22 protein-coding genes, 1 pseudogene and 1 riboswitch are annotated in these 25,395 nt (G+C 52.5%); all 23 genes and pseudogenes read right to left on the bottom strand.

Annotation, left to right across the window (positions count from 1 at the left end):
- Positions 1-6 precede the first annotated feature (6 nt).
- Entirely contained in the window at positions 7-1,107 is a 1,101-nt protein-coding gene (locus JC200_RS17460) for a class D sortase (protein ID WP_274432973.1), read from the bottom strand.
- A gap of 103 nt (positions 1,108-1,210) precedes the next feature.
- Positions 1,211-1,295, bottom strand: a riboswitch (cyclic di-GMP riboswitch).
- Positions 1,296-2,878: 1,583 nt separating this feature from the next.
- Positions 2,879-5,104 (bottom strand): glycoside hydrolase family 2 protein, encoded by a 2,226-nt coding sequence (locus JC200_RS17455; RefSeq protein ID WP_274432972.1) that lies wholly within the window; start codon positions 5,102-5,104, stop codon positions 2,879-2,881.
- A complete protein-coding gene (locus tag JC200_RS17450; protein ID WP_274432971.1) occupies positions 5,101-7,494 on the bottom strand; it encodes a beta-galactosidase in 2,394 nt (797 codons plus the stop codon). The genes JC200_RS17455 and JC200_RS17450 overlap by 4 nt, the downstream gene beginning before the upstream one ends.
- A gap of 6 nt (positions 7,495-7,500) precedes the next feature.
- Positions 7,501-8,535, bottom strand: a complete 1,035-nt coding sequence (locus tag JC200_RS17445; protein WP_274432970.1) for an ABC transporter ATP-binding protein — start codon at positions 8,533-8,535, stop codon at positions 7,501-7,503.
- Complete coding sequence (locus tag JC200_RS17440) at positions 8,532-9,500, bottom strand: ABC transporter ATP-binding protein (RefSeq protein WP_274432969.1); 969 nt, start codon at positions 9,498-9,500, stop codon at positions 8,532-8,534. Before JC200_RS17440 ends, JC200_RS17445 begins: the two co-directional genes overlap by 4 nt.
- A 4-nt stretch (positions 9,501-9,504) precedes the next feature.
- Positions 9,505-10,350, bottom strand: a complete 846-nt coding sequence (locus JC200_RS17435; protein WP_274432968.1) for an ABC transporter permease — start codon at positions 10,348-10,350, stop codon at positions 9,505-9,507.
- An 8-nt stretch (positions 10,351-10,358) separates the two neighbouring features.
- Positions 10,359-11,351 (bottom strand): ABC transporter permease, encoded by a 993-nt coding sequence (locus JC200_RS17430; RefSeq protein WP_274432967.1) that lies wholly within the window; start codon positions 11,349-11,351, stop codon positions 10,359-10,361.
- Positions 11,352-11,414: 63 nt separating this feature from the next.
- Positions 11,415-13,097 carry an ABC transporter substrate-binding protein gene (locus JC200_RS17425; protein WP_274432966.1) on the bottom strand — a complete coding sequence of 561 codons (1,683 nt, stop codon included), beginning with the start codon at positions 13,095-13,097 and terminating at the stop codon, positions 11,415-11,417.
- Between the two features lie 100 nt (positions 13,098-13,197).
- Positions 13,198-14,214, bottom strand: coding sequence for a LacI family DNA-binding transcriptional regulator (locus JC200_RS17420; protein ID WP_274432965.1), 1,017 nt, complete (start codon positions 14,212-14,214; stop codon positions 13,198-13,200).
- A 218-nt stretch (positions 14,215-14,432) separates the two neighbouring features.
- Positions 14,433-14,756 (bottom strand): annotated as a pseudogene (locus JC200_RS17415) (alpha/beta hydrolase fold domain-containing protein); the annotation flags it as partial.
- 127 nt (positions 14,757-14,883) lie between these two features.
- Positions 14,884-15,453, bottom strand: coding sequence for a manganese catalase family protein (locus tag JC200_RS17410; protein ID WP_274432964.1), 570 nt, complete (start codon positions 15,451-15,453; stop codon positions 14,884-14,886).
- A gap of 88 nt (positions 15,454-15,541) precedes the next feature.
- The gene (locus JC200_RS17405) at positions 15,542-17,068 is read right to left on the bottom strand and encodes an MDR family MFS transporter (RefSeq protein WP_274432963.1); all 1,527 of its coding nucleotides are present in this window, start codon (positions 17,066-17,068) and stop codon (positions 15,542-15,544) included.
- 40 nt (positions 17,069-17,108) lie between these two features.
- Positions 17,109-17,714, bottom strand: coding sequence for a bactofilin (locus JC200_RS17400; RefSeq protein WP_274432962.1), 606 nt, complete (start codon positions 17,712-17,714; stop codon positions 17,109-17,111).
- A 36-nt stretch (positions 17,715-17,750) separates the two neighbouring features.
- Positions 17,751-18,356, bottom strand: a complete 606-nt coding sequence (locus JC200_RS17395) for a polymer-forming cytoskeletal protein (protein WP_274432961.1) — start codon at positions 18,354-18,356, stop codon at positions 17,751-17,753.
- Between the two features lie 6 nt (positions 18,357-18,362).
- A complete protein-coding gene (locus JC200_RS17390; RefSeq protein ID WP_274432960.1) occupies positions 18,363-18,995 on the bottom strand; it encodes a YhbD family protein in 633 nt (210 codons plus the stop codon).
- 566 nt (positions 18,996-19,561) lie between these two features.
- Positions 19,562-19,825, bottom strand: a complete 264-nt coding sequence (locus JC200_RS17385; RefSeq protein WP_274432959.1) for a spore coat protein CotJB — start codon at positions 19,823-19,825, stop codon at positions 19,562-19,564.
- Positions 19,825-20,040, bottom strand: a complete 216-nt coding sequence (locus JC200_RS17380; protein WP_274432958.1) for a spore coat associated protein CotJA — start codon at positions 20,038-20,040, stop codon at positions 19,825-19,827. Before JC200_RS17380 ends, JC200_RS17385 begins: the two co-directional genes overlap by 1 nt.
- A gap of 106 nt (positions 20,041-20,146) precedes the next feature.
- Complete coding sequence (locus JC200_RS17375) at positions 20,147-20,680, bottom strand: divergent PAP2 family protein (protein WP_274432957.1); 534 nt, start codon at positions 20,678-20,680, stop codon at positions 20,147-20,149.
- A gap of 43 nt (positions 20,681-20,723) precedes the next feature.
- Positions 20,724-21,530, bottom strand: a complete 807-nt coding sequence (locus tag JC200_RS17370) for a TrmH family RNA methyltransferase (RefSeq protein ID WP_274432956.1) — start codon at positions 21,528-21,530, stop codon at positions 20,724-20,726.
- Positions 21,531-21,593: 63 nt separating this feature from the next.
- Positions 21,594-21,953 (bottom strand): 50S ribosomal protein L20, encoded by a 360-nt coding sequence (gene rplT, locus JC200_RS17365; protein ID WP_274432955.1) that lies wholly within the window; start codon positions 21,951-21,953, stop codon positions 21,594-21,596.
- Between the two features lie 47 nt (positions 21,954-22,000).
- Complete coding sequence (gene rpmI / locus JC200_RS17360; protein ID WP_274432953.1) at positions 22,001-22,201, bottom strand: 50S ribosomal protein L35; 201 nt, start codon at positions 22,199-22,201, stop codon at positions 22,001-22,003.
- A 99-nt stretch (positions 22,202-22,300) separates the two neighbouring features.
- Positions 22,301-22,834, bottom strand: a complete 534-nt coding sequence (gene infC, locus JC200_RS17355) for a translation initiation factor IF-3 (protein WP_274436582.1) — start codon at positions 22,832-22,834, stop codon at positions 22,301-22,303.
- Positions 22,835-23,109: 275 nt separating this feature from the next.
- The gene (thrS, locus tag JC200_RS17350) at positions 23,110-25,065 is read right to left on the bottom strand and encodes a threonine--tRNA ligase (RefSeq protein WP_274432952.1); all 1,956 of its coding nucleotides are present in this window, start codon (positions 25,063-25,065) and stop codon (positions 23,110-23,112) included.
- Positions 25,066-25,395: the final 330 nt, after the last annotated feature.

Genomic DNA, 25,395 nt, shown 5'->3' with positions numbered 1-25,395 from the left:
CTCCATTTACTGGTATGGACTCACTAATACATTCGTAAGAAAGACTCGGGTACCTTTCACCGTTGCTGAAACGCTGATTTGGTAAATCCCGCTCGGTGTTGTCGTAACGGTTGTGGCACTAGCATCAATCAATTTTTCTCCTTCGACGTGCAGCCTTATGTCGAATGAAGAATCATAGCGATATTCGTCAACTGGAACCCCCGAAAGAGGACTACTTTGCACACCCGTCTGACCGAACAGATTAGACAAATACCGCATGTCGCTGTGGGCAGACGCATGTTGCCAAGCGAGATACAACGAGACTACTGCATTCGCCGCATCCAGAGGTTTGTTACTTTGTTCAAATATTCCATTCGGGGAGCCAGTGTACGACAAGGTACCTAAAGGCAGGTTGTTATCTGCCAGCAATGTGTCTGATTGGGGTAGACCAGTCGGAAGTTGTGCGGCGTAGCTGTTCACCCCACGCAAAGTCACGAGCGAATGGGGCGCTGGTAACTGGGACGTAAGTTTTGCAAACACCAGGTACCGATAAGGAGTCAGGTAGAGGGCGTTTAGCGGATAACACGCTTCCAATATTAGGGTCGGAGTTCCGGTATTCTTGATCGGACTACCGGTATGGACCACCTCATTTCCAGTCACAGTATAGTCAAAGGTACCGTATGAAGTTGCTACAGTAATCTTGTCACCTGGCTTGAGCCTATTACTGTGTCGAAACCACGTTGCGTTATGGGCTGCCAGTATGCTAGTCCCCGGTTCTCCTGGGAGGACACTTGTCGGCAAATGACCAACCGCGACGTTGATTTCCCTATCAGCCACACCTTCCAGTACAGGCGCTTTCAGAGACAACGTTGGGATGTCTAGTTCGGCAACCAGAGTGTCTGGTCTGGGCATCACGGGAATGGGCGGCGTTGTAGACACTTCACTACTAACCGCAACCGTGTTCTGGAACCGGTGGTTCGCTATGCTAAGAAGCTTACTTCCAACTGTATGAGACCTGTAGTAAAAGTACGGCACACTTGCCATGATGCCGATTCCCAGGATGCTGACACCGATTCCTCCGACAAGAAGAGCAGTTCTCAGTCCTCGCTTGATGCGCCCATGCCGCATTTCGTGTTCCTCCTAATTTTAATGGAGTCTCAGTGATCACCCGCAATGAAGAATAAAAAATGGCAGGCCAAATTTCGGGCTGCCATTCGGAGACAAGATTTCATGTCGCAACTCGGCGGTCATAGGACGAATCCCTTAGACCCGTGGCTTTGCGTCCCCGCCTTTCGACGGGTTTGCCCATTGTTATATTCTATGCAATAAAACTATGACACGTCTCTACACGTTTCGCAACAGTAGATATCAATGTCGAATTTATATGTGTTTGATAGACCACAAAGACAATAGAAGGCCCCCGCGCTGTTACACAAAGGAGTTTGGTGTTAGGATTTTCCCTACACCGGTTTGGGCACTACTCTTTGCCTGTGTTAATCCTAGTAGTGATTCTCCGCACGAACGAACTCCCGTTTATGTTATAACACAACAAACCGCATCTCTGAGACGCCTTTTGCGGTGAGACTTGTATGTCTTTGCATTTGCGCGCTGGTAGTACGCAACATTCTCAAGGCCGTCTGGATTCTCTTGGGACTCCTGTTATGTCCGCGATTATCAAAATCCGTAATTGTGATGTTGTCAGAATGCCCGTATCCTCCCCAGTATCTTTTTCTACAAATCGCTGCCTGACCTCAAGTACGAACAAGTGTGCCACCATAACCAGGAGCATGTGTCGATGCCAACCTATGTATGATCTCGTTTCGAAATGATCCATACTCAGAAGTTTTTTACATTACTTAAAGATTTGCTCAATTCGCCAGCGCAGTGTTGCCATATGGTAAATATTCCATGTGGTTTCCAAAAAAATATTTCAGAATAATTTTACAAACCTCAAGGTAGCTATCGAACGCGCCATCGCATCCAATCAATTGGAACTGCAAGTTTTGGTTGGTAGAGCAGCGTAATCGGCTCAACGCTGTTACGTTTCAAGTCGCTAATTATACCCTTGATGTACATTTCAAAATTTCCCCGCTATGCAACATGGGTGTAGCAGGGTATGTAAGCACAGATACTGTTCGAGGCGTACCGCCAGCTAAAACGGACTGCTCGTCCAATGCCACCTCAGTAAACAGCTCTGGACTCCAGTCCGGCTGGCTACGGCATCATGTCCCATGACCTCACACTCGAGAGATTCGGGTTCGACCGTCGTGACGAAAATAGGGACACCAATTTGAAGATCCTACGGTCTAGCGGATAGACAACCACACCCTTGCGGTAGCCGTGATATACAAATGCCTTTCCGACTTTTGAAAACCACGCGTTTCCCCTACATACCGCCAATTAGCGGCTTTGTATCAGGTTCATTGGTATCGGCCCACGTCAACGAAGGTCTCAACGACATACGGCCGCACACCATACAATTGATATCAATCTATCTTCATCAGACCAACCTCCTCGTCCTGCACCCCCACATGAAATGAAGCGCGATTGAAACTAATCGCCGCTATCGGCATGTCCCGGAACAGATAGCCAAGATAGTGCCCGGTTCGAACCAAGGTATTCCAAACCTCTTCATCCTCGGCAGTGTTCACAACCGAGGGGAAAGAAGTTGAATATCAAGCTACCCGTCAAAGAGCGCTGCTCCATCCACGAAGGGTCCATGGTGAAACCATCCTGTGCCGTGAAAATATAGACAAAGAAATCCCGTCTTCAGCTTAACATTTCGTCTGAAAAAGATTCAGTCAAAATTACTTCGTGTGGTCGATGGTATGAGGAAAAGGAACGAACGGTCTTCCACTCCAAATACGCAGCTTTTAGACACGCTCACTTGCGCCAATTTTTATCCGTTCAGTGCTTCCGTCGGTCCATCGTAAAAGTTCGGTGCGGGTTCAGAAATGACAATTATATAACTGTTTGTCGAAAGCTCACCGCCAAATTCCTGGTGTAAGACAACGCCCAGCCGATATTCTCCAGGCAGTACACTGGACGGAATCTGGTATTTCACCGGTTCCATCTCCATACACGCGTCTTGTGGAATGTTCACAGCTAGAGCATCTAACCCCAAAACGTCGATGACAGTGGAAGTAACATTTTCAACCTTGTCACTGCTCTCTTCCGTTTGTCGGGAACGGATGAAGGTGAGCTTGGCCGTGATATGTACGTTCACAAATTGCTGAGGTAGATCGTTTACAATCCACATCTGAATCGACAACGTCCGCCCAGGGAGCCACCGTTTTCGTGGTATCACCAGTATCGGGAGCACTGGCTGATAGGCCGCGCGTAGCGCTTCGTAACCCTGTTTTGGTTCGCGGTTCACATCCACCACAGACCATGTGATGGATGGCCAGCAGTCCATAAACATGAATTGGAACAGTGCACCGACCCTCTTGTATCGATGGCGACGGTAATTTTCCACAACAAACTTTAGTAGTTCCGCTTGGTAGGACTGTGACGCTGCAATGACTTCATCCATGGTTCCATCCAGTTTAATTCCCGCTATGTTAACCGTCTCGTCCCACTGGAAGTTGTGATACGAGAGACGGGCCCAGTCAGAGATGTCTGTCGTAATGCTATCCATGACTCTCCGATTGGGAAACGCCTGTGCACCAAATTCGGTAACTAACGGACCCATAGGTGCGTCGCGAAAGACCGTGTAGTCGTCGAGGTACCACCCCCAATACGGGTGCTCCTTAAAGTCGGACTGCTGATGCACGTGACGAGTGCTGTCTAGCCCACGGACAACTTGTACGAGCAGCGCATCCATGGATTGGGCGTTGCTACTCGGTTCGTTATGGCAGCACCATGTGAAAATCGATGGATGGTTGTACAGTTGTTCCACCATATCACGTATTTGCGATACAGCGCTGCTAAGTACATCGTTGCGCTCGAGGTAGCTCCACTGCAGGGGGAAGTCTTGCCAGACGAAAATGCCGGCACTGTCGCAAGCTTCATAGAATTCCTTGCGATTGACATGCGCGTGGACGCGGACCGCGTTAATGTGCGCAACTCGGAGGAGTTCCATATCCCGCGCGATAACTCCGTCCGTGTAGTCGGACAACCACTGTGTTGGAATGACATTTGTTCCCCGGAGAAAGATTCGCTGGCCATTCAAAAACCATGTTCCCGTCGCTTTGTCATAGTGGACTGAACGTAGACCAACTTGGACTACGACCTCATGAGTACATACCGAACCATTTTTACCTTTGTTTAACGCTTGAGTATTTCCTCTGTTCAGCACCAATTCACCTGAATAACTGGCTTCGTGACCATACAAGGGATGTATGCTGACTCTTACATCATACAGATTAGGTGTGCCCAGGTCCCATGTCCACCACAGCTGGGGGTTTCGTACCCGAATGACTAGGCTGTGACTGGTTATGCCGACGTTAATGCTGACCATCTCGTCGTGGGACTCTCCCGCAATCTCACACGATAGCTGCACTGTGACACGAGAGCTTGAATCTATCATCACCTGAGCTTCCACGAGCGCCTCATCTTCTTCGAGCAATACCGTCTGAACTTTCACTGACTTGATGAAACTCACAGGTCTCGATTCCAGAGTAATGGCCCCCCAGATCCCGCCGGTGGCCTTACTCTGACCGGTCTGTGGATGCCAGCCTCCAGGTCTTGCATCGTGGTGGTTAAAGACGCCCTTCACCAGTATCTTTTTGTTTGGCCACAGGCTGTTTTCGTCTTCGCGTGGACAGCTAACCTTGACTTCCAGCTCATTCTCAGGACCAATGACGTCCGTCACCTCGAACTCAAAGGCCTGAAAATAGCCTTCATGGGTACCTAGATGAACTCCGTTTAGTCGAACATTCGCACTGTAATCCACCCCTGCAAACCGGAGAAAAATCCGTTCCCCGGGCGGCAAATCAGCTCTAAAAGAACGTGAAAAACGTACCACGCCGTTAAAATCCTCAACGCCGGCGAGCTGCCAGCTACGTGGCAGTTCCATCGTACCAGTGGGCGGAAGACCTTCAAAAATATGAATCGTTTCGGTTTCCTTTATCACAGTGTGCTCAAGCGGCTCATAGTGCCACATGCCGCCGAGGACTTGTTTCACTGTCCAGCCTCCATACCAACTGCGGATTCTTGGCGAACAATGTGAAGGGTCCATAGGGCATCCGTGGAGTTTTCTGGTATGTGAACCACGTGCTGCTTACCCTGCTTCACGACCTCTGCACATGCATTTCTATCATGTTTCAGTGTCTCTACCGCTGACACACTCGGGTCTTCCAAAGATACTTGTTCTCCGAGCGTAAGAGCGATAGCTCCCGTTTCCCCAGCGGGGACATAAATGTCCATCTTAATGATCCTATCATCCTCGATTCTTAGTAATTCCACATTGCTATAGTCAATGGTCACATCTTCTGCGACGTGAAACTGCACTGGGAGCAATTTACCGGATCGAGGTCGAAGTGAAACGGATGACCCGCCAAACAAATCAGTCTTACTTCGAAATACATGAGTGCTTCGGGCTGTATCGTCTACATTCAGCACCGAGATAAGAGAACCGTTCTTACCGGCCCGTTCACTAACACAAACACTCGCATCGGAAACGGATAGCCGCGCGTGAACGCCAATAAGCTTTGCGAGGCGAGAAATGACTTCCAATTGATATTGGTATTCGTACGACATGCCAACACCGAGAACAACCACTTGGCCCAATCCGAGCTTGCGGCGATAGGCCAGTGCTTCGCGTTGACCCTGTTCGCTGAATGCTATGAGCTGTGCATCCTCAGGCTTATCAAAGACCGTATAATGCCGGCAAAACACTGACTCCAAACCGCAGATATTGACACGCTGATACCCACCTTTGCTGCCAACTTCAACAGCGCCGACTGCCTGAGCCAAGATGTCACAAGGTTCCTCATTCATGTCGTAGCGCGGCACTTGGGGCCCTATCACGACCTGGCCACCATCCCTGATATATCGAACGAGCTTCCCCTGCGTTACACAATCCATGTACTTGGTCGTCGCCATCCAAAGTGTAGGGTATTTCTTAACATCAATGTCTGACTTTTGTACATCAACGGCCCCATACGCAATGTTAGCTGCAGACAACAGCCGCCATACCCCGTCGAAATGCATGTTTTCACGTTCACTCTCTATATCGCCAATCACACGCCTGACGTCCGCATCTTCTCGGTTCACAATCTCTGTTGCGTAGTACGGAGAATAGAATCCTATGAAGGTGTCTACCAATTTCGGCGCTTCACAGAGTGTATCACCAAAGGTATGAAGCAGTTGTCCCAGGTAGCTGGTAACTGCGTAAGAAGGTCGAAGATCTCCATTCGAGGCAATCGGTGCTTGCCACTCGTGACGGCGCCCAAAAAGGCCTATTCCTTCCACATTGTCGCCGCCACAGTACATGTAGTAGTTAAGCGCGTTCATACCGTTCGCCACACACAGCCTTGTAATCAAGTCTACATCACTCGGAGACACGCGCGGGCGGTCCGACAGGCGGCCAGACTGAAATTCCGCGGAAAACAAAGGCTGTTCGGGTTGCGCAAGTGCGTCTGTAAGAGCCGAACTCAATATCAGGTCATGAAAGTTGTCATAGCCAATCTTGCCTGGGTAGAAGTCACCCGCCAAGACCACATCGTCCACTCTGGCTGCGTCCCGAAGCTGCGATAAGCCGATGGGATAGTCGACGCCGCGGCTGTATACAGAAAAGTCTTTGAACCCATGGACGTTAACTATAAATGGCACGTCGATCCCGTTTCTTCGCGCCAGTTGTGCAAGCACACGGACATACTCAGCTGCCTCCTGTCGTGCAAATTCAGCCCAGGCCCAATGCTTTGCCAACTCCGTGAGCGGCCGCTTCTCCTGTTTACTACGGTCAAACTCTGCAAAACGTTTTAGAGTGTGGGGATGGTTGTCGCCGGTATTGGTTACCCAGTGCAACATGCCAATCTCGTTGTCGAGCTGAAACATGATGATTGGTCCACCGTTTGTGATGAGCCGCGGTTGAACTATCCTAGAAACTTCCCGATACCACTTCTCAACAAACTCTAGGTACAACGGATGAAGATAGGATACCACCCGAGTGGGATGCGGTTCCCCAGATGGTGTGTGTGCAATTATCTCCGGATACTCGTCGAGCAACCAGTGCGGGATACCTTCGTTCTTGAGCTCGGACATGACGTAAGGACCTGGTCGAACCACAGCGTACATGCCATACTCGTTGCACATATCGAGGAATTCACGGAGATTGCGCCGCGGATGTGTGAGACCTACTAGATCTATCTGTCCTTCGACTGGCTCATGCCATATCCACGGGACATAGGTGCTCACAAGATTGAAACCGGCATCCTTGATTTTTTGCAGTCTATCTGACCACTGATCTGGATCCAGCCGAAAGTAGTGGCACTCCGCGCCGTATAGAAAAGTTTTTCTCCCGTTGATGACAAAATGTTTGTTCTCGTAGTATACCAATCTTGCTGCCCCCATTTCGTCTTAGTCCTTCCAATAACACGCGGTTTGATGTGCCTCACTTCCAGATAATGCAGGGACTGATGTCAGGCACTTGTCCATCACATAGGGACAACGCGGTGCAAACGTGCACCCCGACTCCCCGCTCACGGTACTTAAGGAAATCATATGAGATGTTACTCGACCGCGCTCGTCTCCTTTGGAGCCCCCATTCCGAGACCGTTCAAACGGGTTTGGCACTGAAGCAAATAAAAGCCGGGTGTACGGATGCTGCGGATTCTGGAGTACCTCGTCAGAGACTCCACGTTCCACGACGTGCCCGCGATACAGAACCACAACCTGGTCCGCAAGCACCCTAGCACTGAGTATGTCATGCGTGATATAAACGACAGACATATTGCGTGTATGGCGGATCTCGTTAATCAGCTCAAGCACGTGCGCTCGGATAGAAACATCGAGCATCGACACTGGCTCGTCCGCTACAATTAAGTCAGGCTCCGGTGCGATGGCCCTGGCAATCACAAGCCGTTGTCTCTGCCCACCGGACAACTGATGAGGTCTCTTGTTTACAAACTGTTCGACCGGAGTGAGTCGAACGGTTTCCATAATCTCCATCGCCCGTTGTCGCGCATCTGACTCACTCATTTCAAGGTGTTTACGCAGTGGCCGAACAATGCTGTAAAGCACGGTATTTTGTGGATTCAATGCTGCGAAAGGGTCCTGAAACACCATTTGTACGTGCTTCCGATATCTGCGAAGTTGGCGCGATTTCAGACCTATGACGTCCCACTTCCCAAAAGTAATCCGTCCACTCGTTGGGCGCTCTATCCCTGTAATGAGTCTTGCAAGTGTACTTTTCCCACTTCCACTTTCACCAATCAGTGCCACAATCGTGCCGGGCTCAACTGTGAAATTGACGTTACTTGCCGCGACCGTCGATCTGTCGCGACTAGTGTACACCTTACTTACATTCTCCAGCTTAAGGATGCCTTCACGACTCACCGCTCGAGTGGTGTCTTTGGTCGCGACGGTTTGAGTTGTACCTCTGTGTTTATTCATCGCGCAGGCACCTCCTTATGGACATCAAGGTGACAGGCAACCGATCCGCCGCCCCGTGGACGTAATCGAGGTGCCTCTGTTTCGCAGATCTCGATCCGCTGTTTGCACCTTGGTACGAACGGGCACCCGCGCAAATGCTCCCGCAAATCAGGAGGTGATCCTGGTATTCCTGTCAGAGCGACTTTTTTCGCGTGGGGATTTGCATAGCATCCAAGCAGAGCCCGCGTGTAAGGATGCTCCGCCTCATCAATAATCAAATCGGCTGGTTTATCCTCTACAATCTGTCCGGCGTACATGACCATGACGCGGTGCGCAACTTCAAGCACCAGCCCCAGGTCATGACTCACAAACAGTACGGAAAAACCAAGTTGCTGTTGAAGTTGACTCAACATCGTGACAATTGACCGCTGCACCACCACATCCAGCGCCGTTGTCGGTTCATCTAAAATCACAAGCCGCGGCTCAAGTGCAAGGGCCAGTGCAATAGCGGCCCTTTGCTTCATACCCCCTGAGAGTTCATGTGGATAGGATTCCATCACTGAGGGGTCCAGTTCAACAGCGACAAGGAGTTGTGCGATACGGTCCGTCATCTCTGCCTTACTCAGATTTGCGTGAGCTTTCATGACGTCCATGAACTGGTGCTTCAACCGTAGGACTGGGTTGAATGCATTCATGCCTCCCTGTAGCACAACGGACAGCTTCGACCAACGCAAGGTACGGAGCCGTTCGGGGGACAACTGATGCAGATCAACCCCGTCAAGCAGGACCTGCCCGCTTACAGTATTGCGCCGTTCATCAAGCAAAACAGCAATAGCAAATCCGAGTGTTGACTTGCCACAGCCAGACTCGCCCACCAGCCCTACGAACGTGTTGTCTGGAATCTCGAAGTCCACGCCCCTTACCGCTGCAACTCCAGGACCGCTACGCGCACGGTATGTAACATAAAGGTCTTTTACCTGCAACATCTCATCAGTTCTCCTGCAACCTTGGATTGGCAATCGTATCGATACCGAAGTTGATAAGTGTCAATGATGATGCAAGCAGTGCGATACAAAGTCCTGGAGCGATAATCCACGCCCATTGGCCATTGAGCAAGGCATCACCATTTTGCGCCCAATAAATCATTGTTCCCCAACTCGTGATGCTCGGATTTCCGAGTCCTAGAAACTCCAATCCCGCTTCAGCAAGGACTGCTCCAGTGACAGCACCGAAGAAATTCGCAATGATATACGACAACATATTTGGCAAGATTTCTCTAAATATAACCCGGAACGGATTCTCTCCCGCGAACCTCGCCGACAATACGTAATCTTGACGACTTAACGTCAGCATCTGTGCACGTAGCGTTCTGCCGCCAAACGCCCATCCGGTCAGTGACATAACAAAGATTATTTCTCCAATCCCGTGATGTGGAATGTAAGTAGCAATCAAAATCATGAGCGGAAGACCTGGGAGGACAAGCACGATGTTCATCACAAGTGACAATACGTCATCTATGATGCCACCAAAATACCCTGCGACAAAGCCGACGAGAAGTGCAACAAGAATCACAATTCCGCCTGAGACAAACCCAACAAACATCGACACACGTGCTCCAAACAAGAGCTGTGTCAGGACATCCTGCCCACTCTGTGTTGTACCAAGCCAGTGCGCGGCTGTCGGACCTTGTGATGGAGCGAATGATATATTCGTGATGGAATACGGTGCCACGAGCGGGCCAAACAAAGCCATCAGGACAAAGATTGTCAATATCACGATACCAATTCGCGCTTTTCTGTTTCGCCACACGATTTGAATCGGTCTTTGCTGTTTCACGCTCTGTGTCACCTCGTTACCCCCTTACGGACGCGGGGATCGAGGAGACCAGCCACAATATCCGCTGCAAAGTTGGCGAGCAATACGCTGATAGTGATAAAGAGAAACAACGTTTGCAGAAGCGGATAGTCCTGGTTACTGACCGCGGTAGCAAGCAGATACCCCATCCCGGGATATGCAAAAACCGTCTCCATGAGGAGGGAGCCTCCAACAACCATGCCAAGCGCCATCGCAAAGTTCGTGACAATGGGAAGCATCGCATTTCTTGCTGCGTAACGGATGGCGATGGTCCGGTTCTTCAGACCTCCGGCTCGAGCTAAGAGAATGTAGTCTTCACCAAGCGTGTTGATCATATTGTTGCGCATACCGAGGAGCGACCCTCCGACGCCCGTAACAAAAATCGTAAGAGCTGGTAGGACACTGTGATAGATTGCACTGCCCCAAAAGGCTGCCGTCAAAGAAGGCCTGAGATTCCCACTGTATCCTCCGGAAATCGGAAACCATCGATGAATGAAACCAAAGAAATAGATCAATGCCAAGGCGAACCAAAAGTATGGGAACGCCGACGTAAATGACAGGAAGACCGTAGCCGTAGAATCGAACTTTTTCCCACGATTCCACGCTGCATACACGCCAAGCAGAGTGCCAACCACAAATTGCAGAACGGTCACCATACCGACCAAAACTAGTGTCCATGGCAAGGCGTGCATGATGACGGATGAGACTGTCTGTGGGAAGTAGGAGTAGGAAACTCCAAAATTCCCTTGAATGATATTTACCAAGTACCTCCAGTACTGATTCCACAGCGACCCAGTTGGCAATCCTAGCATCAATGCCAATGCTTTCTCCTGGTCAGGACTCACAGGACCCTCCTGAGCATATTTCGCCATCATGGCTTGTGCAGGATTCCCCGGCATCAATCGCGGGATAATGAAGTTGAGTGTGACCGCGATCCAAACCGTCAAGACCAGAAAGCCAATCTTGCGAGCGAAATACCGCATTCGCAGTGCTCCTTTTAACAGATGCCTTCCCGAGCCAACTGCCCAGGAAGGCTCGCACGTGTTCTATGAACGAGGTTTCAGATGCGTGAAAATCATCAGCGGAGGCTGCCCATATGGCGCCGGTGGTGCATACGGATCGCTCGCACTTGGCCACCCAGTGAATGCCTTAGTGCTGAACTCGCTCCATGTTGCACCGTAAAACAATGCGATGACCGGGACGAGATTGTATACAGCTTGCTGAACCTGATTGGCATCCGTTTGCTGTGTTGCCTGACTTGTTGACTGCTGCCAGTTGGCCAGTACCTTGTCGACACTTGGGTCTTTGAAGCGTTCTTGGTTCTGGCTCGTGCTCTGTCCGACGGGGAGCGCAGACTGGCCATTTACAAGGGAATTGAAAGCCTGATATGGACTAGCCTGACCGCCAAAGCCCAACAATGCGCCTTGAAATTGTCCATCTGACAGACTTGAGCTATAGGCAGAGTATTGGGGAGTGGAAACAGTCACGCTGATCCCCAACTGTTTCAGATTAGATTGGATAATTTGTGCTGTCTGAATCCAGTCCGTCCATCCGCTAGGAACTTCAATACTAAAGGAGATGGGTTTCCCAGACTTATCGAGTAGTTGCCCGCTGCTGTTTGTCTTGTAACCAGCCTGGGTGAGCAATTGCTTAGCCTTTTGAAGATTGTAATTGTACACACCTTGGTTCGGGATGGACGAGTCGAGCCATTTCGATTGACCAGGAAGAATCAGGCCAGTCTGGCTTGCGACATTCACATATCCGTCTTCAGCTTGCTTTACAATTTGCTGCTTGTGAATGGCATAAGCTAAAGCCTGGCGGAACTGAACATTATTAAATGGCGCCTCGGTAAGATTCAATGCCAAGGAAACCACACCACCGGCAGGAAACCAGTATTTGTTGTACTGCGGGTTCTTGTTAACAAACGTGTTTTGGACATTAGGCAAGAACAAGGTTGCCCAATCCCACTGACCCGAGGACACCTTCAGCGCAGCAGTCTGGTTGTTCCCCAGAACAGGGAACACAATTGTTTTCACCTTTACCTTGTCGGATTGCCAATAGGTTGGGTTCTTCTTAAGTATGTATTGCTCTGGGGTGAAATTACCAACCATGTATGGACCGGTGCCTACCGGATTCGCGTTCATGACCTTTGTTGGGTCTGTAATAGAGGACCAAACGTGTTGCGGGATTATAACCGTGCTGGCAATGGAATAAAAGGCCGGCACGTCTGGACTCTTGAACTTGAAGGTGACCTTGTTACCGCTTGCAGTTACACTGCTAAGAACCTGCCACAGCCCCTGCGAATCCAATGCGGGATATTTTTTCAAGTAATTAAAGGTGAATGCCACGTCAGAGGCACTGAACGGCCTTCCGTCATTCCACTTCACACCGCTTCGGACTGTAACGACCAGAGTCGTGTTATTTTGCCACTTGTAATCAGTCCCGAGCCACGGTGTCACCTTCCCGTTGATGTTATTGACGAAGAAAAGCGGTTCATAGATGTAAGAGGTGCCAATACGGTTACCCGGTGCAAATGGGTTAAAGTTGTCTTGAAAGGTCGGCGACCCGTTGTCCACACCGATGGTGAGACTGGAATTGACCGATGAAGGAGTTCCCTTGGACGAACCATTAGTGATTGAGTTGTTCGAAGTCTGTCCACAGCCGGTAAGTAAAGCACCTGCCCCTCCTACTACAGCCACCAGTGCAATCAACGACTTCTTGGCTCTCACTGTAAAACCCCCCTCTAAATCAAGGAATGTGCATCGGACCGCCTGACGTACTTAAAGAAGGTGGTCTGGCCGATATGAAATAGGGAAACTCCCTTCATATCTAAACTTTTGTTTTATTCCCCTGACTGACGTGGCGTTGTGAGGATTGACGGGCTACTAGATTAGTAGCCAACCGTACCGAACCAAGTGCCTTACTTCCTGATAGCGCCTGAAGTAACAGTTGCGCAGCTACTGCACCCATCTCATACATTGGCTGCTGCACTGTTGTTAGTGGCGGGCGAACATACTCTGCTATCCGAATATTGTCAAATCCCGCCAGCGCAACATCATCTGGTACCCGGATTCCCTTTTCTTCAAATGCCCGGAGAATGCCAAGCGCCATTTCATCATTCGACGCGAAAATGGCGTCCGGCAACTCCGGCTGTGCACCCAGGACCTTCCCAACCGTATAACCGCCTTGCTCAGTAAATTGGCCGTTGTAATCGAAACGTTTCGATACAAGCGCCGAAAATTCTCCCATCGCCTTTGCGTAGCCGCGATAGCGGAGCTCTGCATCGAACGAGTCAGCAGGTCCACCTACAAACACAATTCGTCGATTCCCCATCTCTAGTAGATGGCGTGTTACTTGATATCCACCTTGCTCATTGTCTACCCGGACGCTGTATACAAAATCACCTGTTAATTCTCGGTCCAAGACGACAATCGGCAAGTCCTCGCCAGCCGCTTGGACAATGACTTCGTCCTCGACATCTGGAGCGAGTACGATGGCACCGTCAACCCTTCTTTCAGAGAGCAGCTTCACTGCCGACCCGTTGCGCCCGCCAAGAGACCCACTCGCAATTGTGTTGTATCCGCTACTTTTGGCGACTTCCTGAACGCCACGAATCAACTCTGAGTAAAATGGACCGCCGAGGTCGTGTAGCAGGATGCAGATGGTATCCGTTTTCCTCGTTTTGAGGTCTCGCGCGATTCCGTTCGGTCGGTATTGCAACTCACGGGCAACTTCTAGCACACGACGCCGCGTCGACTCCTTTACCTTTGGATCACTTCTCAAAGCTAGTGACACGGTAGATAAGGATACATTTGCAGCTTTTGCAACATCCTTGATCGTGGACATCGAGTGCACCTCTTCGCAGAATAGAAACGTTTCGATTTTTATCAAAGAAAAGTACAGTTCTTGATATATTTCGTAATATACAGCCTCGCGAAAGCGATGTCAACAAGCGCTTTCATACCTGACCGATAATTTTCTCGAGTTAGCTCCTAGGTCGTCAACATCACCCACCAGTTCTTTCTCGATCGAAAAGCCGGGCTCACAACAATGCCCTGTGACCTTTACCCATTTTTTCCCATTTTTCTGGTAATTATCACTTTTATAGCATGTCGCCATACTCGCCTGGCTACATAATCCAAGGTCTCATCGCGAAACACATCTACATCACCAACACAGGTGTCTGCAGGCGGTAGTCCAGTAAGGTCCTGTCTTCGGGTCTGTGCCGCATAGGGGAGAATGTCCGTTGAGGTGTCTCCCAAATACACCTTCCGGGCCACTATGTTAGTGTTACGATTCCATACTCTAGGATCCGCAATCTCATACCTGGATGGTGTGACATTGCGATCATCGACCATTGGATACAGAGGCATCTGAAAACAGATACCGGGTCCGCCTCTCTCTCAAACAAGTAAAGACATGCGCCAATCAACTAGACGAACCGTCATTTGTCCTCATTGATGAAGTTGGATAGGTAATGCCGTCTCGCGACCACAGGCGGCCGTCAAACGCAATCTAAAACACTTTCTGCTCCTCTTGGTAGTTCTTCAGCATCTCGACCGCTTCTCGAAATCGAAGCGCATGGATAATCTCGCGCTCGCGCAGGAACTTCAGGCTGTCCTGGATGTCCACATCGTCCGTCATGTCAATCAGCCACTGGTACGTGGCACGCGCCTTTTCCTCCGCTGCGATGTCCTCGTACAAGTCAGCAATCGGGTCACCCTTGGCTTGGATGTAGGCCGCTGTCCACGGAATCCCTGCGGCGTTGTGGTAAAACAGCGCCTTGTCGTGATTGGCGTAGTGGTCGCCAAGTCCGGCAGTCTTCATCTGCTCGGCGGACGCGTCTTTTGTGAGTTTGTAGACCATGGTCGCAATCATCTCAAGGTGCGCGAACTCCTCTGTGCCAATATCCGTCAAGAGGCCAATCACTTTGTCGGGGATGGTGTAACGCTGGTTCAGATAGCGCAGCGCCGCTGCGAGTTCCCCGTCTGCGCCACCGTACTGTTCGATCAAAAACTTCGCCAGACGAGGGTCGCACTTACTGACTCGCACCGGATACTGCAGCTTTTTCTCATAAATCCACACGCCTCATCCACCCCCGTGAGATGCTTCACGGATATATATGTGAATATAGCCTATTGCTATGCCAACTCACCCGGTTTGAAAGACGTGATTACGAACTTTCGGCCTCGACAACTGAGGACTCCGCCATGAAGCTCATGCGTTCTGGTCCCATCAAACTAACAAAGACCAGTACGAGTACGGCGGGTACGAGCGCCCAGAGGAAAGTATGGACGACCGAAATTGACAACGCGTTCGTGATCTTCGTGAGGACCTGGGTAGGGATGTGCGCCCTCAGTGTCGGAGATAGAATTGCGTGTGGGTCCGTGACGTTGAATCTGTGTGCGGCTGGAATCCCCGTAAACGCCGCGGTGAGGTGGTGTTGCATAATGTTGCGCTGCACGATGCCGAACACGGTGATGCCGACCGTCATCCCGAGCGACCGCAGGAAAGTGACTGTCGAACTCGCGGTACCACGCTGCACCGCAGAAAATGGTTGAATCGAGGAGACGCCAAGGACCGAGAAGAACGCCCCAGTGCCAAACCCGACAATCACCATGTACGTGGTCACCAAAATACGTGTCGACTCCGGCGTAAGCGTGCCGAGCGCCAAGATGCCGGCTGCAAAGATGGCCCCAGAGACCAGCATGATCGTGCGAAATGTGACCTTGCGCGCAAACACAATTCCAATTTGACTCGCGATCACGGTGCCGAGCATCATAGGAAGCAACGTCATTCCCGAGTTCGTCGCCGTTCCCCCGAACACGCCTTGAACGAAAATTGGGATGTAGAGGACTGCGACGATATACGTAGCACCTTGCAGAAGCGATATGATGCTGCTGTACGCGAAAAGGCGTTTGCGGAACATACTGTACGAGATGATCGGTTCAGGCACCTTTGTTTCCACGAACAGAAATGCGGCGAACAACGCGGCCGCGAGCGCGAACAGGCCCAAAATCCGGGCCGACCCCCAAGCGTACTTAGCTCCACCGAGTTGGAGTGCAACCATCATTGCTGCAATCGCAGGCACCAAGGTTGCGACACCTACCCAGTCGATTATGCGGCGAGCGTGATCGACAGATTCATGGTAAAAGAAGGCCACAAGGATGAATGCCGCCACCCCGATTGGAACATTGATGTAAAACACCCAGTGCCAATTGATGTACTCTGTAATGTACGCACCCAGAAGAGGTCCAAAAATACTCGCAAGACCGAACACTGCGCCGAACATGCCGCCCATAGTACCTCGCTTCTCAATCGGTGCGACATCGAAGATAATGGTAAACGCGATTGGCGCCAATGCCCCGCCGCCGACACCCTGAATCGCCCGGTATACAATCAATTGTGTAATCGACTGCGATGTGCCACACAGCATGGACCCTGCGAGGAACAGAATAATGCCGAAAATAAAAAAACGCTTGCGTCCGTACATGTCGGACAACTTGCCGAAGATAGGCATTCCAGCCATTTCTGTGACCATATATGCAGACGTCACCCAGACGAACTTGTCGAGTCCACCTAGATGGGCCACAATCGTCCCCATGGCGGTCGCGACAATTGTGTTATCCATAGCGGACATCAAGATGCCCAGCAAGAGTCCCACGATGATGAGTCCAAATCTCGAGTCACGTTCCTTCACTGCGAGTTTCCGCCTCTCCTTTTTAAGTTTATGGGTATTTTTACACTCTCCGGGACTCAGTTATGCTCGCGCCCTTTGCTTCATGCAGTTCGTCAGTGTACTCGACTCTGCCAATCTCACAGCCCGGCCCGATCCACACACGTTTTCCACGCACGACGTGGACTCGGACATCCTGCAAATGAACCTCATCTCCTTCAATCGTTTCAGCCGACAGTCCCTTGTCGCTGGAACGAAACGTCAAACTCGGGCGAATGCGAATGACAGTGCCACCGATGTCTGTGCAGCGCGCAGGCCCATACAGGCGAATGTCGATCCGGTCGGCGTTAACCAGGCCATCGACCCTGAGTGTTCCGCGAACTTCCAGAACATCTGCGTTGCAGTCCCCTGTCGTCGAGAGCTCTCCTGTGACTCTGGTACGGCCCCCGTACAGAGTACCGTCTACATCAACCGTTCCGACGACTCGAAGGTGTTCGGCGTGCACGTCTCCTTTGCACTGAAACGACCCAATGGCCCGAAACTTCTGGCATTCGAGGTGTCCATCGACACTACCTTCACCGACTAGGCGAACGTTTTGGTAAGTACCACCAGACGTTGATCCGTTGCCAGTCACCCGCAAATCTCTCCTGCGCGACATTTGTCGCTCCATGCTCGCACCTCCGCATTTGAAGTCACAAGACTTCAGTTACAGTTTCTGTTCAGCGTGCACCGCGGAGCCTTCTGTCGACTGGAAATCGACCCGGTACTCAACGCCCTCCACATCGCATCCTCGGCCCACAAACACTCGATTGCCCCGAACGACCCTCGCCTGAGTCGATTCCAGACGAACGTCATCCCCCTCCACAGTGTCCACACGCAGCTTCTTCCATCGCCCGAGCGGGGACCGTCGTTCACCACGGATTTCGATCGACTGTCCGCCGATTTCCTTGGCTCGACTCGGGCCGTGTATTTTCACCTCAATGTGCTCGGCATTCAGCAAACCATCGATTTGAAATACGCCATGTCCGCGAAACGATTCGGCACTGCAGTCACCACCCACGTTCAAACCGCCGTTCAGTTGCACTTCTGTACTGATGAGCCGGCCCGCAATTTCGGACTGTCCGTGTACGTGAACGTGGTCGGCCTCTAAATCACCTGAAACAGAAACAACACCGTGTACATCGAGTCGCGTGCACACCACGTCGCCATCAATGGTGGCTTTACCGTGAATACGAATCAGGTTGTAGGTACCTCCAGAAGCCGTACCAATTCCATGGATTTCGAGATTGGGTCGTTCCCTTTGTTCCCCCACCGTTCCTCACCCTTCCCAGGTCACGACCTGCAAGCGCAAGTCTTCGACACAATTGGCTAGATTGAGCTTTGCAACCACTTTCGCGCCGCTTTCCATGAACAAATCACAGGGACTCGACACTAACGCTGTGGTTGCGACGCCTAGCTTTCGAATCATGACAAACTCGCAGTCCTTGCCTTTGAACTTGTCGTAATGCTCTTCCAACACTCTCAGGATGAGTTCACCTTCCTGAAGGTTCACGTCTCCGGACAGTAGCAACCTGTTGAACACATAGAGCGCCAACAGACCGTCAAATAGGAAGACCATCGTCCCAGGCCGCAACTGCAAATACGCATCGAGGACAGTACCTTGCACAAGTCCCCTTCTACGCACCTCGTCCACGGACACAGAGACCTCCGGCACTGGAGAAAACTGTCCTGCGATTTCGTCGAGCGACAAGTCGTCTTTCATGTTCAAGATGCGCCTGATTCGCGGAAGGATCTGCTCCTTTGGGAAGAAAGTCTCCTGCCCAGTAAATGAAGACTTTCGAATGAACCATTCCTCCGGAATCAAATTTTTGCGCTTCCAACGGTACAACTGTCCGTAGGAGATACCTGTGAGGTCCAGCAGTTCCTTCTTTGAAATCAGTTCCTGGTCCATCCGTGTTCACCTCTGTAAAGAACATAACAAAACATTGTTACGTAATCAAGCACAAATTGAACCAAAATATTCGTCCAGATGCGGAAAACCGCCGAAATTTCCTATAGTGAAGAAGTTTCATTGCGGAACGCACTGCTATTTCGCACTCTTACGAAACACTGTTCCGTTGCAGAATATTGAGTCTGCACCAGAACACGCGAGTTGTTAACGATGCGCGGCACCTTTATTTTGAAACCTTTACGTCCTGAAAACGCATTATGTACACGGTATTGGGTCGTGCGGGCAGGATAACACGTCGGGGCAGCCTTAAGGAGGTTTGAGAGGGTTATGCCGAGTGCTAGCGTACAGCAGAGGAACGGAAGGAAGAAATGTACATCATTCGCGAGGAAGTTCCGGGTACGCGCGAGTCAGAGGACGCGATGTGGGGCGGTCCGGGACACCGGCCACGACCGCAGCTGTGTGCAACGGACCTCCATTGTGGGTCTTGCAGGCGGTTCCATTTCCGCCTGCCTCCCATTCACCGAGCGTATGTGCAATCGACAAAGTATTCCCTACTCATTCGTCACTTACACTTGCCAAGGCCATGGGCTGTCTGCCCATGACCAGTGATTTCCGGCCGGGCTGTTGCCGTATTCGCGGAGTGGACCGTAGGCATTCTCAATTTGAGACATGAGCGCCATTTTGCGGCGTTGAAACTGCCCAAATTGCGCGATTGCCTGCGCATCATCCGGATGCGTGTCAAGATACAGCGTCAGTTCAACCAGAACAAAGTCCACCGACTGGAGTTCCCCGAGGTATTGGTAGTACTCGCGTGGCAAGGGATTGGCCATCACTGGCCACCCCCTTTTGGTGGGTCGTAGGGACTGTACAAGTCTGGCCAAAGAGTGCCGCGCTTCAGCGCCTCCCGGGGCGCAAACTGACGCAGACCTTTCGGTTGAAACACTACGTATTGATTCGGTGGGACGATAAAAGCCTTGGGGTCGGTTGGCGGACAGGGGTCAAACGGGCTCCGGTAGGGTGCGTAGACTCGCCACTGTCGGTCCATGGGCCGGGTCCTCCTTCCATCCGCGGTTGCGAACGAAGTATCTTGCTACCCTTACCCTATGCCGTTTCCGCTGTCTGCAGAAGTGGGGACTTGCACTAGACTGTCATCAATGTAAATACAATGCCACGACAATGCCAACTACGAAACCGCCGAGCACTTCGATCGGTTTATGCCCGATTTGCTCATTGAGCACCGGCCAGTCAACGAGGAACCACGGCGCCTTGGCAACCGGCAACGGTTGCAGGCCTTTCACTCTGTGTGTCGTGTTTTCGTCAGTCTGCACTAATGGCACATTCGCTTGTGTGTGTCCCGCCTGTCCACGCAGGTCGTTCAACAGACGATTGAGAACAGCCGCCTGTCGACCTGTCTGCCAGCGTACACCTGCCGCGTCGTACATGACAATCAGAGCAATGAAAATGGCAATCCCGAGAATCGGATTTCGACCGCCTTGCCGCAGCCACAGCTCCGCGACCAGTGCCACGACTAAGGCCGTGTGCGAACTCGGCATGCCTCCGGACTGACGCATGCGCGCCCAGTCAAAGCGGCGCAAGCGCAACATGATGAGCAGCGGTTTTAAGACTTGAGCGACCACCATGGCCACCAATGGGCCAATCCAGATGTACGCAGAGTCCCGCAACATCGAACCTCTCCCCCCTTATACCGCACGCAAGAGACCCGACACGTTACCGACTGCGCCGCTGCCGATTGGCCTCGTAGAGCAAAACCGAACCGGCAATCGCTGCGTTGAGGCTGTCGGCCATGCCCGTCATCGGGATCTGCAACGTGTCCGTGGCAAGTGCCTCCGTCTCGACCGACGCCCCCGACGCCTCACTGCCAATCACAACGAGCACCGGTCCGCGAAAGTCGAACTGGTCGCAGTCGACCTGGCCGTGCGCGTCCGCCAGAACAACCTTTCCTGCGGGCCAAGCTTGGCGCCATGCAGACAAAAACGCCGCCGTGTCCCCACTTTGCACGGGAACGCGGAACGTCCCGCCCATGGATGCTCGAACTACCTTCGGCGAATACGGATCGGCTGTGCCACTGCCGCACAGGACAAGGTCTGTGCCGAACGCGTCCGCACTGCGGACAAGCGTACCGACGTTCCCCGGATCACGGAGGTTGTCCAACACGAGGCCGAATACCACCGACCCCGGCTCGACTCCCGTCTGCGGAAGCTTTGCCACGGCGATGACGCCTTGTGGCGTCACTGTATCTGCCACGGCTGCGAACGCGCGCGGTGCAACCTCAATCAATGGCACGCCTCGCAACTGGGCAGTCTCGGTCAGGTCCTCAGGCAAATTGTCCGTGCCGACATCCCACAGTACGGCTTCCACTTCAAAGGACGAACGGAGCAAATCGTCCACCAGCCGAACACCTTCAACAAGAAAGGCCCCTTCGGTCACACGGCCCTTCTTTGACTTGAGTTGGCTCCAGCGGTGAATCTTGGGGTTCTGAGGAGACTCCAAATACACGCCTGGTCCACCCTTCATAGTGAACGCTCCCGGCGCAGCAAACGTCCGGGAGCGATACCTCTACCTGCTGCAGGTTGTATGTTACGCCTCGAGTTTCTCCCGAGCGGTGTTGACAAGTTCCGTAAAGGCCTGTGCGTCCGCCACAGCGAGGTCGGCCAGCATCTTGCGATTGACCTCTACACCAGCAAGTTTCAGACCATGCATCAGGCGGCTATATGAGATGCCGTTCAAACGCGCAGCGGCGTTGATCCGCTGAATCCACAGTCGACGGAAGTCGCGCTTGCGGACCCGACGGTCGCGATACGCGTACATCAGAGACTTCATGACCTGCTGTTTCGCAGTTCTAAACAGGCGATGCTTGGAGCCACGGTAGCCGCGAGCCATCTTCAAAATTTGTTTATGCCGACGGCGTGTCACCATACCATTTTTAACACGTGCCATTATGCGAATCCCCCTCTAAACCTAAACGAGTCGAATCGATTGGTGAGTTACTTAATGTAGGCAATCATCGATTTAATGCGACGCATATCGCCGCGGGAGACCAACGTCGTGCCGCGCAGATGACGTTTACGTTTGGACGTTTTTGCGGCCGCCTTATGGTAAGCAAATGCGTGCGGTCGCTTCAACTTGCCGGACGCTGTCCGCTTCACACGCTTCGAAAGTCCACTGTGTGTCTTCATTTTTGGCATGTTGTGTTCCTCCATTTTGCAATTTGGGCAAACAACCCCTACCCGCGCGGCCTGCCGCGCGAGAGGCCAGGACACCTTCAAGGAATTCGACCGACGCGGTTACGCGCTCGGGGGAACAGTCGGCGCCTTTGGAGCGAGAATCATGACCATGCTGCGTCCCTCGAGTTTCGGGAAGCGCTCCACAACAGCCTTTTCCGCGGCCGCCTGTGCAAGCTTCATCAACACCTGCTGGCCAATCGAAGAGTGTGTGATTTCGCGTCCGCGAAAACGCACTGAGATCTTGACCTTGTCTCCCTCTTCGAGAAACTTGACGACGTTTTTCAACTTCACCTGGAAGTCGTGTTCCTCGATGTTCGGAGACATCCGCACCTCTTTCAGGAGTACGATCTTTTGGTTCTTCCGAGCTTCTTTCTCCTTCTTACTCTGCTCGTATTTGAACTTCCCGTAGTCCATGATTCGGCACACCGGAGGTCGGGCGGTCGGCGCCACGTTCACCAGGTCAAGATTCTTCTCTTCAGCCACACGGCGAGCATCCCGAATCTGCATGATGCCAAGCTGCGTGCCGTCTTCGTCAATGACACGAACCTCCCGCACGCGAATCCCGTCGTTCACTTGAAAGTCGTCTTTGCTAATAACTTGTCACCTCCGAGTAACTTACCCGTGCCTTGCGTCAGACCTGCGGACGTCTCAAAAAAGGCGCGGACACTCCGCGCCTCACATACTCCAACTCAAGCAACGACAAAGACGTAGATGTCTCTGTCCCCTTGTGGATGGAACATTCAAAACCCGCCGGCGTTTGCCACCAAGGTGAGAAGCGCGATGCTTCTGCTTTCCATATTAAGTTCCAACGTACATGTTGCATTTTACAGGACGGCGCGAGCACCGTCAAGGCAGTCGAGCGGCGTTGTTTACACCAGCGGCCGCTTGTCCGCGACTTCTTGTTTCAGCATGTCCGCGAACGCATCTACCGACTGTTGCCCCCGGTCACCTTCTCCATAACGCCGGACACTGACAGCGTTGTCGGACTGCTCGCGCTCGCCCACGACCAGTGTGTAGGGCGTCTTTTGCACCTGCGACTCGCGAATCTTGTAACCGATTTTTTCTCCACGGACGTCTGCCTCGGCGCGCAGGCCCGCCTCGCGCAGTGCCTCGACGACACGCTCGGCATAGGGAGCAAAGTCGTCTGCGACGGATAGTACTCGCACCTGCACAGGCGCGAGCCACGCTGGGAAAGCGCCTTTGTACTGCTCGAGCAAAAATGCCACGAAGCGCTCCATCGTTCCGACGACACCACGGTGGATCACGACTGGCCTATGTGGCTTGCCGTCTTCGCCGATGTACTCGAGGTCAAACTGGTTGGGTAGGTGGAAGTCCAGCTGTACAGTCGACAGCGTCTCGTCCTTGCCGAGTGCTGTGCGTACTTGCACGTCTAGCTTGGGCCCGTAGAACGCAGCTTCGCCCACCGCTTCCACGTACTCCAGACCGAGGTCGTCCATGGCCTGCTTCAGCATCGACTGAGCCATGTCCCACATCTCGTCATTTTGCACGTACTTTTCCTGATCGTTCACATCGCGGTACGACAGGCGGTAGTAGTAGTCGTCGATGCCAAAATCCTTGTAGACTTGCTGAATCAGCTTCACTACACGAGTGAACTCGCTCTGGATTTGGTCTGGACGGCAGAAGATGTGAGCGTCGTTCAGCGTCATGGCGCGCACTCGCTGCAATCCCGCCAGAGCCCCAGACATCTCGTAACGGTGCATCATGCCCAGTTCCGCAATTCGAAGCGGCAGGTCTCGGTAACTTCGCATTTCGGCCTTGTAAATCATCATGTGGTGTGGGCAGTTCATCGGCCGCAGGACGAGCTGTTCATTGTCCATCTCCATCGGCGGATACATGTCCTCGTGGTAGTGCTCCCAGTGACCCGAAGTCTTATATAATTCGACGCTCGCGAGGTGTGGCGTATACACGTGGTGATAGCCCATCCGCTCTTCGAGGTCGACAATGTAGCGCTCGATGGTCCGCCGGATTTTGGCTCCGTTGGGTAGCCACAGTGGGAGCCCCTGTCCGACCTCCTTGGACAGCATGAAAATGCCGAGTTCCTTACCCAGTTTGCGGTGATCGCGCTGACGAGCCTCTTCGAGCAGCTTCAAGTAGTCGTCGAGTTCGCTTGTCTTCGCAAATGCAACCGCGTAGAGGCGAGTCAGCATTTCGCGGTCAGAGTCGCCCCGCCAGTACGCACCCGCGATGGACATCAGCTTAAACGCTTTGATTCGGCCGGTCGACGGCAAGTGCGGCCCACGGCAGAGGTCGATGAACTCGCCTTGCTGATAGATGGTGATGGTCTCTGTGGCTGGCAAGTCGTTGATGATCTCGACTTTAAATCGGTCCTCCCGCGCGCGAAACATCTCGAGCGCTTCTTCACGGCTAATCACCTGGCGCACCACCGGGTAATCTGCCTTCACAATCGCGTGCATCTCGGCCTCAATTTTCGGGAAGTCCTCTGGTGTAAAGTCGTGATCGGCAAAGTCGTAGTAAAATCCGTTCTCAATCACTGGTCCAATCGCGAACTTTGTCCCTGGGAACACCCGCGCGACAGCCTGTGCCATGACGTGCGCGCAGGTGTGGCGCATCACGTCGACGCCTTCCGGGTCACGCAACGTCAGGAGTTCCACCTCCGCCCCATTGACATCGGCATCGAGCGTGCGCGCGAGGTCAAACACCTTTCCGTTCACTTTTGCGGCGACCGCTTCTTTGCCAAGACGCGAGCTGATGGCGGCAGCAACGGCTGCGAACGTGACGCCTGCGTCGTACGCTCGCTCCGAGCCATCCTTCAGGCGAATGTTGACTTGTTCTGCCACTGACATGGTTATCTACTCCCTCCGTCTAGGTACGTTCAAGCGGTCCGGGGGGCGGGTAGCATCCCTTGGTCTTCAAGCGATGGCCCAAATGGCTGCGGCGCAGCCCTTCCTTTCACCCGGTTTCAGGTTGCCCTGTCTTCGGCGCGCTCGCTTTAGCGCCTGCGCCGAGACAGGGCTGCCTGAAACAACAATAAAGCCCCCCGTCCGCATAGGGACGAGAGGCGTGCTCCCGTGGTTCCACCCACATTCGATGAAGCCCAAGTACCCACTCCGCTGTCGCTCGACCTCGGACGTTGTCTCGGCTCCATCCTTCATTCGCGTATAACGTACGCCCCG

This window comes from Alicyclobacillus sp. ALC3 (assembly GCF_028751195.1).
Taxonomy (GTDB): Bacteria; Bacillota; Bacilli; order Alicyclobacillales; family Alicyclobacillaceae; genus Alicyclobacillus_L.
This window is presented reverse-complemented; position numbering and strand designations above follow the sequence as displayed.